At 58.0% G+C, this 13,553-nt stretch carries 11 protein-coding genes and 1 pseudogene; 6 read left to right on the forward strand and 6 right to left on the reverse strand.

From position 1 onward, the window contains the following. The 5 genes from AC1D17_RS25015 to gfa all read left to right on the forward strand — a co-directional run. A partial coding sequence (locus AC1D17_RS25015; protein WP_477567990.1) for an electron transfer flavoprotein subunit alpha/FixB family protein occupies positions 1-310 on the forward strand: 310 nt, incomplete at its 5' end. 5 nt (positions 311-315) lie between these two features. Next, positions 316-1,980: an electron transfer flavoprotein-ubiquinone oxidoreductase gene (locus AC1D17_RS25020; protein WP_477567999.1), complete on the forward strand. Its 1,665-nt coding sequence runs from the start codon at positions 316-318 to the stop codon at positions 1,978-1,980. 28 nt (positions 1,981-2,008) lie between these two features. Continuing rightward, on the forward strand, positions 2,009-3,136 hold the full coding sequence (locus AC1D17_RS25025; protein ID WP_477567991.1) for an S-(hydroxymethyl)glutathione dehydrogenase/class III alcohol dehydrogenase: 1,128 nt from the start codon (positions 2,009-2,011) through the stop codon (positions 3,134-3,136). Between the two features lie 3 nt (positions 3,137-3,139). Further along, positions 3,140-3,976 carry an S-formylglutathione hydrolase gene (fghA, locus tag AC1D17_RS25030; RefSeq protein WP_477568000.1) on the forward strand — a complete coding sequence of 279 codons (837 nt, stop codon included), beginning with the start codon at positions 3,140-3,142 and terminating at the stop codon, positions 3,974-3,976. 55 nt (positions 3,977-4,031) lie between these two features. Further along, complete coding sequence (gene gfa / locus AC1D17_RS25035; RefSeq protein WP_477567992.1) at positions 4,032-4,604, forward strand: S-(hydroxymethyl)glutathione synthase; 573 nt, start codon at positions 4,032-4,034, stop codon at positions 4,602-4,604. Between the two features lie 67 nt (positions 4,605-4,671). Here the strand turns inward: gfa and AC1D17_RS25040 are convergent. The 5 genes and pseudogenes from AC1D17_RS25040 to AC1D17_RS25060 all read right to left on the reverse strand — a co-directional run bounded on the left by AC1D17_RS25040 (position 4,672) and on the right by AC1D17_RS25060 (position 10,705). Further along, positions 4,672-6,016, reverse strand: a pseudogene (locus tag AC1D17_RS25040) (NAD(P)/FAD-dependent oxidoreductase). A gap of 2 nt (positions 6,017-6,018) precedes the next feature. Further along, positions 6,019-6,906 (reverse strand): dihydrodipicolinate synthase family protein, encoded by an 888-nt coding sequence (locus AC1D17_RS25045; RefSeq protein ID WP_477567993.1) that lies wholly within the window; start codon positions 6,904-6,906, stop codon positions 6,019-6,021. A gap of 91 nt (positions 6,907-6,997) precedes the next feature. Beyond that, entirely contained in the window at positions 6,998-8,278 is a 1,281-nt protein-coding gene (locus AC1D17_RS25050) for a M24 family metallopeptidase (protein WP_477567994.1), read from the reverse strand. A gap of 98 nt (positions 8,279-8,376) precedes the next feature. Further along, entirely contained in the window at positions 8,377-9,462 is a 1,086-nt protein-coding gene (locus AC1D17_RS25055) for an FAD-binding oxidoreductase (RefSeq protein WP_477567995.1), read from the reverse strand. After that, complete coding sequence (locus tag AC1D17_RS25060) at positions 9,452-10,705, reverse strand: aromatic ring-hydroxylating oxygenase subunit alpha (RefSeq protein ID WP_477567996.1); 1,254 nt, start codon at positions 10,703-10,705, stop codon at positions 9,452-9,454. The genes AC1D17_RS25055 and AC1D17_RS25060 overlap by 11 nt, the downstream gene beginning before the upstream one ends. Before the next feature lie 131 nt (positions 10,706-10,836). Here AC1D17_RS25060 and AC1D17_RS25065 point away from each other — a divergent pair, with 131 nt between their 5' ends. After that, positions 10,837-11,790, forward strand: a complete 954-nt coding sequence (locus AC1D17_RS25065) for a LysR substrate-binding domain-containing protein (RefSeq protein ID WP_477567997.1) — start codon at positions 10,837-10,839, stop codon at positions 11,788-11,790. 298 nt (positions 11,791-12,088) lie between these two features. Here AC1D17_RS25065 and fdhA read toward each other — a convergent pair whose 3' ends face one another. Next, complete coding sequence (fdhA, locus tag AC1D17_RS25070; RefSeq protein ID WP_477567998.1) at positions 12,089-13,279, reverse strand: formaldehyde dehydrogenase, glutathione-independent; 1,191 nt, start codon at positions 13,277-13,279, stop codon at positions 12,089-12,091. Between the last annotated feature and the right edge of the window lie 274 nt (positions 13,280-13,553).

A 13,553-nucleotide genomic window follows, 5' to 3' on the forward strand; every position in this document is an offset into this window, starting at 1 on the left:
AACGTTCCAGGACGTCATCCTGCCGGTGGCCGACAAGCTCGGCGCCGCCGTTGGCGCATCGCGCGCTGCGGTCGATGCAGGTTATGCCCCGAACGACTGGCAGGTCGGCCAGACCGGCAAGGTCGTCGCCCCGCAGCTCTACATCGCCGTCGGCATTTCCGGCGCCATCCAGCATCTTGCCGGCATGAAGGACTCCAAGGTCATCGTCGCCATTAACAAGGACGAGGAAGCCCCGATCTTCCAGGTCGCCGACTATGGCCTCGTCGCCGATCTATTCGAAGTCCTACCGGCGCTTGAAAAGGCGCTGTGAGTGTTGTGACCGACCAACAGGAACTTCCAGAGCGCGAAAGCATGGAATTCGACGTGGTGATCGTCGGCGCGGGGCCGGCCGGTCTGTCTGCTGCCATCCGTCTGAAGCAGGTCAATCCGGAGCTTTCGGTCGTCGTTCTGGAAAAGGGTGCCGAAGTCGGCGCGCATATCCTGTCGGGTGCTGTGGTTGATCCGATTGGCATCGACCGGCTCTTGCCGGGCTGGCGCGAGGATGAGGGGCATCCCTTCAAGACCGAGGTGAAGGACGACCAGTTCCTGCTGCTCGGCCCCGCCGGTTCGATCCGCCTGCCGAACTTTTTAATGCCGCCGCTGATGAACAATCACGGCAATTACATCGTCTCGCTCGGTCTCGTCTGTCGGTGGCTGGCCGAAAAGGCCGAGGCGCTTGGTGTCGAAATCTATCCGGGTTTTGCCGCAACCGAAGTGCTCTACAATGATCAGGGCGCTGTGATCGGCGTGGCCACCGGCGACATGGGCGTCGAGAAGAATGGCGAGCCCGGTCCGAACTTTGCCCGCGGCATGGAACTGCTCGGCAAGTACACGCTGATCGGCGAGGGCGTGCGCGGCTCCCTCGCCAAGCAGCTGATTGCGAAATTCGATCTGTCGAAGGACCGCGAACCGCAAAAGTTCGGCATCGGCATCAAGGAGCTTTGGCAGGTGAAGCCAGAGAACCACAAACAGGGCCTGGTGCAGCATTCGTTCGGCTGGCCGCTCGGCATGAAGACCGGCGGCGGCTCGTTCCTCTATCATCTGGAAGACAATCTGGTTGCCGTCGGCTTCGTCGTCCATCTGAACTACAAGAACCCCTATCTCTACCCGTTCGAGGAGTTCCAGCGCTTCAAGACGCATCCCGCCATTCGCGGCACCTTCGAAGGCGGGAAGCGGCTGACCTATGGCGCCCGCGCCATCACCGAGGGTGGCTATCAGTCGGTGCCGAAACTTTCCTTCCCGGGCGGCGCGCTGATCGGCTGTTCGGCCGGCTTCGTCAACGTGCCGCGCATCAAGGGCAGCCACAATGCGGTGCTGTCCGGCATCCTCGCGGCCGAGAAACTTGCCGATGCGATCGCGGCCGGCCGGGCCAACGACGAGGTCGTCGAGATCGAGAACGGCTGGCGCGACAGCGCCATTGGCCAGGACCTGAAGCGCGTGCGCAACGTCAAGCCGCTCTGGTCGAAGCTCGGCACCGCGGCCGGCGTCGCGCTCGGTGGCCTCGACATGTGGACCAACACGCTGTTCGGCTTTTCCTTCTTCGGCACGCTGAAGCACGGCAAGACCGACGCGCAGTCACTGGAGCCGGCGTCGATGCACAAGCCGATCGCCTATCCGAAGCCCGACGGCGTCCTGACCTTCGACCGCCTCTCATCGGTGTTCCTGTCCAACACCAATCACGAAGAAGACCAGCCGGTGCATCTGAAGGTCAAAGACATGGCCCTGCAGAAGTCGTCCGAGCACGATATCTATGCCGGCCCATCGACCCGCTACTGTCCGGCCGGCGTCTACGAATGGGTGGAAAAGGACGGCGAAGACGTCTTCGTCATCAACGCCCAGAACTGCGTCCACTGCAAGACCTGCGATATCAAGGACCCCAACCAGAACATCAACTGGGTCCCGCCGCAGGGCGGCGAAGGGCCCGTCTATCCGAATATGTAATTCGCAACGACATAAGAAGGAAAACATCATGGACGTACGCGCCGCCGTTGCCGTGCAGGCCGGCAAGCCACTCGAAATCATGACGGTCCAGCTCGACGGCCCGCGCGCCGGCGAAGTGCTGGTCGAGGTCAAGGCGACCGGCATCTGCCACACCGACGAGTTCACGCTGTCGGGTGCCGATCCGGAAGGCCTGTTTCCGGCCATCCTCGGCCATGAAGGCGCCGGCATCGTCGTTGATGTCGGCCCGGGCGTCACGTCCTTGAAGAAGGGCGATCACGTCATCCCGCTCTACACGCCGGAATGCCGCGAATGTTATTCCTGCCTGTCRCGCAAGACCAACCTGTGCACCTCGATCCGCGCSACKCAGGGCCAGGGCCTGATGCCGGACGGCACCTCGCGCTTCTCGATCGGCAAGGACAAGATCTTCCACTACATGGGCTGCTCGACCTTCGCCAATTTCACCGTGCTGCCCGAGATCGCGCTCGCCAAGGTCAATCCCGACGCTCCGTTTGACAAGATCTGCTATATCGGCTGTGGTGTGACGACCGGCATCGGCGCCGTTATCAACACGGCCAAGGTTGAGGTCGGCTCGACGGCCATCGTCTTCGGTCTCGGCGGGATCGGTCTCAACGTGCTACAGGGCCTGCGCCTTGCCGGTGCCGACATGATCATCGGCGTCGATATCAACAACGACCGCAAAGCCTGGGGCGAAAAATTCGGCATGACGCATTTCGTCAATCCGAAGGAAGTCGGCGACGACATCGTGCCCTATCTGGTCAACATGACCAAGCGCAACGGCGACACGATCGGCGGCGCCGACTACACCTTCGACTGCACCGGCAACACCAAGGTGATGCGTCAGGCGCTGGAATCGTCGCATCGCGGCTGGGGCAAGTCTGTCATCATCGGCGTGGCCGGCGCCGGCCAGGAAATCTCCACCCGTCCGTTCCAGCTGGTCACCGGTCGCAACTGGATGGGCACGGCCTTCGGCGGAGCGCGTGGCCGCACCGACGTGCCGAAAATCGTCGAGTGGTACATGGAGGGCAAGATCCAGATCGACCCGATGATCACCCATACAATGCCGCTCGAAGACATCAACAAGGGCTTTGATCTCATGCATGCTGGCGAAAGCATCCGCAGCGTGGTGGTGTATTGAGTGATGCGCACCATTTCACTCGAAAGGTCGTTCGGCGGTACGCAGGGTGTGTACGCCCATGAATCAATGGTCTGCGCCTGTGACATGACCTTTGCCGTATATCTGCCGCCTCAAGCAGCGCAGCGGCCCTGTCCGGTGGTCTGGTATTTATCGGGTCTTACCTGCTCACACGCCAATGTGATGGAAAAGGGCGAATACCGCCGGGCCGCGGCCATTCTCGGCCTGATCGTGGTCTGCCCCGACACCAGTCCGCGTGGAGACGCCGTCCCAGATGAACCGGACAACTGGCAGTTTGGAAAGGGTGCGGGCTTCTATCTCGACGCCACCCAGCCGCCGTTCGACGCGCATTACAGGATGTATTCCTACATTCTCGATGAACTCGCTGATCTTGTAGCAGCGGAGTTCCCTGCGGATATGGCGCGGCAGGGCATCTTTGGTCACTCCATGGGCGGTCACGGCGCTCTAACCCTGGCGTTGAAGAACCCTGATCGGTTCCGTAGCTGCTCCGCATTTGCGCCGATCGTCCGACCGATGGAGGCTGGTTGGTCCAGACCTGCGTTCGAAAAATACCTTGGCTTAGATCAGGCTGGCTGGCGGGCTTTTGACARCTGCGCCTTGATCGAGGACGGGCTGCGGTTTCCCGAGTTCCTGATCGACCAAGGCGCAGCCGACAGCTTCCTGCAGGAAGGTCTGCGCCCATGGGAACTTGAAAAAGCGTGTGCCGACGCGGGCATCGACCTGACGCTGCGCATGCACGAGGGCTACGGCCATTCGTATTATTTCATCTCAACTTTCATGGAAGACCATCTGCGATGGCACGCCGAACGCCTTCATCGCTAATCAGCGCCACATCAACGCATCCGGGCATTGTGCCCGGCTTACAAGGAGGGAAGAAATGGCTAATGTCGGAATACATCCGCATCTCGACGGGGAAACCAGGAAAGGCGGCGCGTCCTTCTCTGGAGGAACGCTGAAGTGCGAGTGCGCCACGAACCCTGTCAAGGTCAGGATCAAAAGCGACATCGCGCATAACCACGCGTGCGGCTGCACCAAGTGCTGGAAGCCGGACAACGCCGTGTTCTCTATTGTGGCTGTCGCCCCGTCGGAAAATGTCGAGGTTGTCGAAAACGGGGACAAATTGGCTGTTGTCGACGCCTCTGCCCTGATACAGCGCCACGCCTGCAAGGAATGCGGCGTCCACATGCATGGTCCGGTCGAAAGAGATCATCCCTTCAAAGGTCTATCGTTCATCCATCCCGAGCGCTTTGAGGAAGATGGTTGGGCCGAGCCGGGATTTGCCGCTTTCGTCTCTTCGATCATCGAGAGCGGATACGAGCCTTCGAAAATGGACGCCGTGCGCGCCAGGCTGAGGGAACTGCAGGTCGAACCCTATGACTGCCTATCTCCTGGCTTGATGGACTACATCGCGACCTGGACCGCCAAGAAGAACGGCGTCCTCGCAAGCTGAAAGAAGGGGCCGCATCACTGCGGCCCCTTCTCTTTGAGTGTTTGTCAGCTGGTAGCTGGAGCAAAACCTATTCGATGCCGGCCATCCATTCCTTGAAAGCCAGATTGGCTTTCGCCCCAATCGTTGTCAACGGCTGCGGCGGCAGGGCTTTCGGGCTCTCGTAAGAAGTATAAATCTGTCAGTTGCGTCACTTCACCCAGTATAGCCTCCGCGGCGGCGATGCCGGACGCGGTCGCATTCGATGCACCGAGGCCATTGCAGCCACATGCAGCAAAGATGCCAGGCTCCAGTTCCCCAAACGCCGGAACACCGTTCCACGTTAATGCCATCGCACCTGCCCAACGATACTCCATCTTCACACCGGCCAATGACGGGAAGCGATGGGCAAACTTTCGATCGTGAACCGCGCCGGCACTGTCGATGTCGGCTTTCCTCACTGTTATGGATGGATTGTAGGTGTAACGTGACCTTATAAGGAGGCGGTCGCCGGCCAGGCCGCTGACGCGCCTGACAGTCGTACCCATGGGCGAAGCGGGCGTGGCTGCCCAATCTCGTTGTCCGCCCAGTCGCGCAGGATCGAACTCTTCGGTCATCGAAGCGTAAGTGAACACGTCGAGCAATTGTCGCTTGAAAAAACCGAAGCTCTGCGCATGCCCATTATTGGCGAGGATCACCTTGGGCGAGGATACCGTACCGCTTGGTGTTTTGACCAGCCACCCGCCTGCCTTGCTTTCGATTGAGAGTGCGGGGCTCTGCTCGTAAATCGTGACGGGCTGTTCCAAGGCGTCGGCGAACGCTCTGATGAATGAGGCCGGTTGAATCATCAACGTGCCGGGCGTAAAAAGCGCTGAAGTAAAGGCGGTGGTTCCCGTTAAGGCAGCAGTTTGGCTTGGGCCAAGAAGCTCGCACTGTTCGCCAAGCTTTTGCAATTGTTCCGCGTAGGCGACAATGTGTTTATCGCCCTGCGGCGTAAGCGCGATGTTATATTTGCCGCATGGGTCGACGATGTCGCGTCCCCAACCATATTCATTGACCATTCCAGATACGAGGTCGATAGCACTGCGATGCACGGCAAGGTCGCGGGCGCCCTTGCCCGATGTATTGCCACCGTAATCGTCGGACGAGACCTCATGGGGAATGTCGATGATGAAACCCGAATTGCGCCCCGCCGCTCCGTCGCCGATAATGCCGGCTTCCAGCACAACCACGCGAAGACCTGGCTGAAGTTGTGACAATCTTCGCGCTGCCGCGAGCCCGGCAAAGCCCGCACCGATGATCACAATATCAGCTTTGCGGTCAACATCTAAGCTCGCCTTAACCGCCCGTGGAGGCAGCATTGCGACCCAGGCAGATGTCCCCGCGTTGGAGGGAAGCCTTCTAGCAGTGAATATCTTTTCCGGCGCGCGTGCCAAGCTCAAGCCGCCTCTATCGCGGCAAGCTCACCGAGCGCTGCTCGGAGCGAATGCATCTTGTCCTCAGCCAAAGCACGCAAAGGCCGGCGTGGGCTACCAGCGTCATAACCGGTGATCTTAGCCGCGGCATAGACCGATTGTACGTAGTCGCCCTGCCAGATGAGAGACATGATGGGCTCAAGGACCCTCCAGTTCTCGCGAACGAGCTGCCAGTTCTGCGCGTGAGCGGCCTCGACAACGGCGAGGCAGGTTCTTGGGGCAATGTTTGCGCCGCCCCAGATCAGTCCGCTGGCACCAGCGTATAAGGCATAAGGCACGAGTGGATCTGCGCCATTCATCACCGGAAGTCCCGTCCGGATCAGAGCGGCTTGTTTGCCCAAATCGCCACTGCTGTCTTTCGCGGTACAGAAGTTCGGAATTTCGCAGAGTCGTTGTAGGAGGGACGAGGTGATTTCGACGCCCACGGCATGTGGAACGTTGTAGCCGATGATCGGCAGGCCACCCGCCGAGACCTCAGAATAAAAAGCCAAAATGTCGTCATCGTCCGTCGGACCTTCGAAGAAGGGCGGCAATACCATAACCCCGTTGGCCCCGATATCGGCTGCATGCTTGGTCCGCTCGACGACATCTTCGACGAGCAAAGCCGAGGTCTGGACGATAATCCTCGCTCTGCCGTTGATGATCTTGCTTCCGCGACGGGCCAGTTCCATGGATTCCTCCTTGGATAGATACACATGCATGCCGGTTCCGGAGCTTAGGACAAACCCGCTGACACCGGAGGCCAAGTAGCGCTCAATCAACGCTTCAAGTCGACCCCAGTCGATACGACCCGCCGCGTCAAACGGAGTCGTAATCGCCAGGTTCAAGCCGGGAAAAGGAAACGTAGACATCTGTTCAAACTCCAATAATTCCATAAAAGATGCGGCGGGATGACTGCTTGATTGACTTTGATTGGCGAATGAAATCCCCGCTTCCGATGGGTCACGCGTGCTCCCACGGGAACGTGTCGAGCCTTTCAGGTCCGTTTTTCGTTACAAGAACCTGTGTTTCGAGTTTGATGCTCTCCGACCCTTCCTCCGCAATCAGACTTTCGACGTTGAGAACCATGTTCTCTTCAACGATACCGCTGAAGTGCGGATCAAAGTCAGGGTGCAGGGCGATGCCCGGCCATTCATCGGCCATTCCGGTCCCATGAACAGCCAGCGTGTACCGGAAAGGCACGTACTTCTCGGGAATACGCCAGGACTTCTGGTTAAATTCCGCAAAGCTAAGGCCCGCCTGGAGAACAGAGACGTTATGCTCTATCTGGTCGATGGCAGCGGAATACAGTTCGCGCTGCTTCGGATTCATAGCGACATGCCCGCAGGTCCATGAGCGAGAGAGATCGGCACAGTATCCATAGGGGCCGATCATGTCAGTGTCGAAGGAGATCATCTCACCCCTCCCAATCTCGTAGTCGGAGCATTCCTGGTACCAGGGGTTCGTTCTAGGACCCGCAGTCAGCAGCTTGGTTTCGAGCCATTCTCCGCCACTGCGTGCGTTTTCGAAATGAAGCTCAGCCCAGATTTCCCGTTCGGTCCGCCCAGGTTCTGAAGCCTCGTACATGCGTGCCATCCCGGCTTCGCAGACCTGAATAGTCCATCGCATCAACTGCATCTCGTCCGCGCTCTTGATAGAACGAGCTCGCTCCGCAAGCTGCTGGCCGTCAATGAGTTGAATGCCTCGCTTTTGCAGGGCCATCGCTCCTGCCGGTTCGAGCCGGTCGACCGCAAGCCGGTTATTCAGCGCCTTCTCCCTCATGATGTCCGCGATTTCGTCAGCCCATTCGATCACGCGTTCCTCGACCAGGTTGCCCGCAGTGAAGAAAAGCCACGTTCTTGCCGGACGCACTTCGTCGACGCATGGAAGGCCGTCGTTGACGTGCTCCGAACGCTCGAATTCAAACATGATCGCTGGGCCGTCGGCGAGGATAAGCGCATAGCGAGCTGGATTGTGCATCGTCCAAATGCTCATGTTTGAGGAATCCAGCGCGTACCTGATATTGACCGGATCGTAGAGAAGAAGAGCGGAACAGTCCTCTTTGGCCATCTGCTTGCGGAGACGGTCCATACGATACCGCCGCGCGTTGTCCAGTACATCCGCGGGAATAGCGCTTCGAAGCGGGCGATCGGAGCCTTCGGGATTCAGGTAGGCCTTCTTACGATCATCTTTGAAGACAGCAGTGGGATCACAGCTTTCCGCGAAATGCGAAGCATGTTCCATTTGAACGTTCTTTCTACTTGAGGTAGCGCCTGCACACGGTCAAAAAGGCGCCTGTGTCAATGCGCGACCGCAAAACCGAGCTTGTGCAGTGGTTCGAACTAGCGCTCGATGACGAGGTCGCTGAGGGGCTTCGAACAGCACGGCAAGAAAAAGCCTGCGTCAATTTCCCGCTGCCTTATACCCCCATCGTGCTTCATATCGACTGTTCCGCTGACAAGCTTTGACTTGCAGGTTCCGCAGATGCCGTTGGCACAAGACGACGGTATCCTGACGCCCAGCTTTTTGGCACAGGAAAGCACTGTCTGGTCTGTCCGTACGTCAATCGACTTTCCCTGTTTCGCGAACTGAACGCTGAAGGTCTGCGTCTCTAGAGCATCGATAACCGGAGATGGAGCGTCTTCGATGGCAGCTGCGTCGAAGCTCTCCTCGTGGTATTTGGTGGGCGGCACTCCGAGTTCCGCGCTGATGTGCTTTGCGACGCGCATGAATGGTGCTGGCCCGCAGCACATGACCTCGCGATCCGCGATGTCGGGAACGGCCAGGGACAGCAGCTCCTTCGATATACGCCCGGTGATGCCCGGCCATGATCGCTCATTCGCCACATCTTCCGGCAACAGCAGCAACCGGAAGCCCTTGATCCTCTCGGCCAGGTTGGACAGTTCCGCCCGGAAAACGAAGTCCTTCGGCGTTCTGCCAGCATGAACAAAGATGACATCGGCAGGTTCTGCAGCATCGGCAAATTCGCGCGCCATCGACATCACCGGAGTGATGCCGGAGCCTCCAGAGAGAAATAAATACTTCTTGGCAGGCGGTCTGACGAACCCTCCCAGTGGGCCTGAAGCGCGGACAACCGTGTTCGGAACCAGGTTGTCGTGGAGCCAGTTGGACACTCTCCCCCCTGGAACTCGCTTTACAGTAATCGTGATTGCGTTCTTTCGATGGGGTGACGACGAAATGCTGTAGCATCGCCCGTCCACCTCGTTTTCGAGCCCGAGTTCAAACATAAAATACTGCCCGGCGCTGAAGGCGAACTGCTTCCGGTCGGGCGACACGAATGTGAAGCTCTTGACGTCGTGCGTTTCCTCGTGAACGTCCACGCAGACAAGCTTGTCGTCAGTTTCCGGATTCCAGTGATCTACGTTCCAAGTAGTCCCAGCCGGCAGAGTGAGGAGCTCAGTAGCCATGAGCGCGCATCCGATCAACATACCAAGCACCAAAGTCGATGAGCTCACGTTCACTGAATGTCGAATAGGGTCCTGGTTCATAAGCCGGGTCCAGAATGCCTGCATGAGAGCGCGCGACAAGCTCGGCGTCCTGATTGGTCGTCTCAATCCAGACATGCGTGAGCTTGTCGAGATCATAGTCGACACCTTCGACGGCGTCTTTGTGGACAAGCCACTTGGTCCTAACCAGCGTCGTGTCGGCTRAAAGCGGAATCACGATTGACGTTACGGCGTGATCCCCCATGAAGTGGTTCCAGCTGTTGATCCCCCATAGATGCATGTCCCCAAGATCTTTCCTCGTCATGTATCCGAGCAACTTGGATGAAGCAGCCGTGGCGTCTTCCGTCTGCGACTCGCCGGCCCCGGCGATGATGAGGCGTTGACTGCGGAAATTGGTTTCGACATTCCGGGTGTGCTCTATCACTTCAGATGGGAACCCGTCCGCTTCCCAAGCCTTCGTGCGCTCTTGATACATCGCAAAATGCGCTTCTGCCTCTTCGCGATCCTCCGGGCTCAGGCTTTCCGGATCATATCCGAAATCGAGATCAACAAAAGAAACGCAGAGTTCAGGATGATTGGCAGAACAGTGGTAGCATTCACGATTGTTCTCTATCGTGAGCTTCCAATTGCCCTTCTCAACAACATCGACCTGATGGGCAACTTTGGCATTGCGAATATCGTATGGTGCAAGGCGATCCAGCATGACCCGCTCAAGCTCGGCGATATCATTGGGTGGAGTGTCGGAAAGGCAAACGTAAAGCAGCCCTCCGATCGACTTGAAATTGACGGTTTTGAGGCTCTTGCAGCTCTTGTCGAAGTCCTTGCCCATGTGGGGTGCGTAACTGAGTTCACCGGACAGCTCGTAAGTCCACTGATGGTATGGGCAGACCAGYTTGGAAATGACGGTCGGGCCTTCCTGAAGGAGCCTGGAACCACGATGACGACAGACGTTTCGCACAACGCGGATTTCGTTGTCGTCGTCGCGCAGGATGATCAGGCTCGTATTGCCGATGTCGATGACGACAGCGTCACCCGGTTCTGGAACATCACATTCCAGACCGACGTAAATCCAGTGATTAGAAAAGAAAACATCGAGATCGGCCTGAAACACGTCCTCCCTGGTGTAAAGCCCGGCGGGAAGGGTATGGCCATCAACCTTGGCATCAAGCAGGGCCGTAATCGAGGATGGAAATTTGTTGAGCATGGTCTCACCTTACCTGTTGTAGAGCCGAGATTGCTCGCTAAACAGGGATCGTTCAACGGCATAAATAATTCATGTTGCCATGATTATATGTAATGCTAAAACGCTTGGGTTTCGTGAACAGGAAATCTTGCATGGTAGCCAGACGAAAGCTCCCCCCGCTCACGGCTCTGACAGCATTCGAGGCTGCAGCCCGCTTGGCGAGTTTTACCAAAGCGGCCAGCGAGCTCGGTGTGACACAGGCGGCCATCAGCCGCCAGATTCACCTCCTGGAGGAGACGCTTGGGTTTCCGATGTTCGTAAGACTCCATCGGAGAATTGAATTAACCGAGAAGGGTAAGACGCTTGCATCTGCGGCGCAGGACGCGTTTGATCTTATCGCCGCATCGGTGTCGGAGATCACGAAAGAGGATCATGTCGGCGAGCTCACGATTGCTGCGTCGGTTGCTTTTTCTCAGTTCTGGCTCCTACCACGAATGCCGGACTTCTCACGCGAGCATCCAGACATCAACCTTCGAATTGTTACCCAAGACAGCATGCCGAACATAGAATCGAGCGACCTTGACATTGCTATCCGTTTTGGCAACGGCATGTGGTCCGATGGACATGCCGAACTGTTATTCGATGACGAAATTTTTCCGGTTTGCAGCCCGGACTTCATGAGGACCGCAGGCAAAATCGAGGCTCCGTCCGACTTGGTAGCTCATCCACTCATTGCGAATGTGACGACTGATCAGACATGGACTGGCTGGAGCGAGTGGCTTGCCGCGTTTTCGGTCGAGTTGCCCAAGAAAACGTTTGGGCTTCGTTGCAGCTTTTATACCGAGGCCATTTCTGCGGCCCTTAACGGGCAAGGGATTGCACTGGGGTGGAGGAGGCTCGTCGAAGATCTCCTGCTTCAAGGACGACTGGTCCAGCTCACAGACGCCACCGTGAAAACTCGAAACGCTTATTTTGTCGTGATCCCAAAGCGACGTCGACAGTCCGAAGCCGCTCGCAAGTTTCTTGCCTGGCTCGGGGAGACATCCAACCCGTCTCTCAACGGCGGAGCAGAAACAGGCCAGCCTGGCGCTGTTTCATCTCCCTGACAATAAAGGCTCCCAAGGGAATCCATCCGTTTGTCGATCTCCGACGTTCGGTTTTGGGCGTCTTTCGGCTTTCGATCGGTCGGCATTTGARCTCGGTCACATAATCCGAACGCGGGCAGAGTGCTTCGGTGTCCGGCCTCTTCGGAAGATTGCTTCTTCCGCGTCCGCTCTGTAAGCCATGGTCCAAAGTCTCGAACTTGCTGGCCCATATGCCGCAGGCGGGGCCGCCGGGCTCCTCTATGAGCACCTGTTGTGGCGTGGTCGGAGTTTGTCTCCTACCAACGCCAGAACATGCGGTTTACGCTACGTTCGCGAGATCTCCGTGCGGATCGAGGACGAATTTCTGCGCGACGCCCTGATCAAAGCTTTCATACCCCTGGGCGGCATCTTCCAAAGAGATGATCTTTGCGTTGACGATTTCGGCGATGTTCAACCGGTCATGCAGGATCGCCTGCATGAGCTGGCGGTTGTATTTCAGAACCGGGGTCTGGCCGGTATGGAAGGACAGGGCCTTTGCCCAGCCAAGGCCGAAGCGCATGGACAGGCTGCCTTTCTTTGCTGCGCTATCGATGGCGCCCGGGTCTTCGGTGACATAAAGACCGGGAATACCGACGGAGCCAGCCGCGCGGGTGATTTCCATCATCTGGTTAAGAACGACTGCAGGCTGTTCACCACCCGAATGGCCGCGGGCCTCGAAGCCAACGGCGTCGATAGCACTATCCACTTCGTCACTGCCGGTAACCTGGGCGATCATGTCGCCCAGCCGGTCGCTGGCCGACAGGTCGATCGGCTCAAAGCCGACCTTCTTGGCGTGGGCGAGACGCTCCTTGTTGAAATCGCCGATCATGACGACGGCGGCACCAAGGATGCGCGCCGAGGCGGCTGCGGCAAGGCCCACAGGGCCAGCCCCCGCAACATAGACAACGGAGCCGACGCCGACACCGGCCTTGACCGCTCCGTGAAAGCCGGTCGGCAGAATGTCCGACAGCATTGTCAGATCCCGGATTTTTGCCATGGCCTTGTCGCGGTCCGGGAATTTCAGAAGATTGAAATCGGCATAAGGCACGGTGACATATTTCGCCTGTCCGCCGATCCAGCCGCCCATATCCACATAGCCATAGGCGCCACCGGCGCGCGCCGGGTTGACGGTGAGGCAAACGCCGGTGTCCTGCGATTTGCAGCAGCGGCAACGGCCGCAGGCGACGTTAAACGGCACCGAAACAATATCGCCAATCTCGAGCATCTCGACGTCGATACCCTTCTCGATGACTTCGCCTGTGATTTCGTGGCCGAGCACCAGACCGGGCAATGCGGTGGTGCGGCCACGTACCATATGCTGGTCGGAGCCGCAGATATTTGTAGAAATCACTTTCAGAATGACGCCATGCTCGATGCGCCGCCCGTCCGGGGCTTCCAGCTTCGGATCGTCGATGTCCCGGACTTCAACCTTGCCCGGCTTTAGATAGACTACGCCTCGGTTCTTGCTCATATTGATCTCCTCCTTGGTTTGAGCGCCTTTTCCTCACGTCGTGATTTCCCGCCAACGCCTCTGTAGACCCCTTGATGAAAACAACTGGAAATTGGCGCGCCTAAACTGGGCACGCCGTTCGCCACTCCATCGTCCGTACCGACCGCACACCTGTTTCCCAACTATCCATCACGACATCGTTGAGAAAGCACCTTGAATATGTCGAGAAGACCACGGTTACCGGTTGAGGAAGACCAGAAATGCGACATCCTCGGTCTGTCCTACGACGTAGGAC

The sequence above is a fragment of the Pararhizobium sp. P1_E7 genome, from assembly GCF_056405855.1.

What these genes read in the sequence shown, in the direction of transcription:
- fdhA (WP_477567998.1), bottom strand. Translation starts at nt 13,279, where the DNA reads ATGAGCAAGAACCGAGGCGTAGTCTATCTAAAGCCGGGCAAGGTTGAA.
- AC1D17_RS25050 (WP_477567994.1), bottom strand. Translation starts at nt 8,278, where the DNA reads ATGGAACATGCTTCGCATTTCGCGGAAAGCTGTGATCCCACTGCTGTC.
- AC1D17_RS25045 (WP_477567993.1), bottom strand. Translation starts at nt 6,906, where the DNA reads ATGTCTACGTTTCCTTTTCCCGGCTTGAACCTGGCGATTACGACTCCG.
- AC1D17_RS25065 (WP_477567997.1), top strand. Translation starts at nt 10,837, where the DNA reads ATGGTAGCCAGACGAAAGCTCCCCCCGCTCACGGCTCTGACAGCATTC.
- AC1D17_RS25055 (WP_477567995.1), bottom strand. Translation starts at nt 9,462, where the DNA reads ATGGCTACTGAGCTCCTCACTCTGCCGGCTGGGACTACTTGGAACGTA.
- gfa (WP_477567992.1), top strand. Translation starts at nt 4,032, where the DNA reads ATGGCTAATGTCGGAATACATCCGCATCTCGACGGGGAAACCAGGAAA.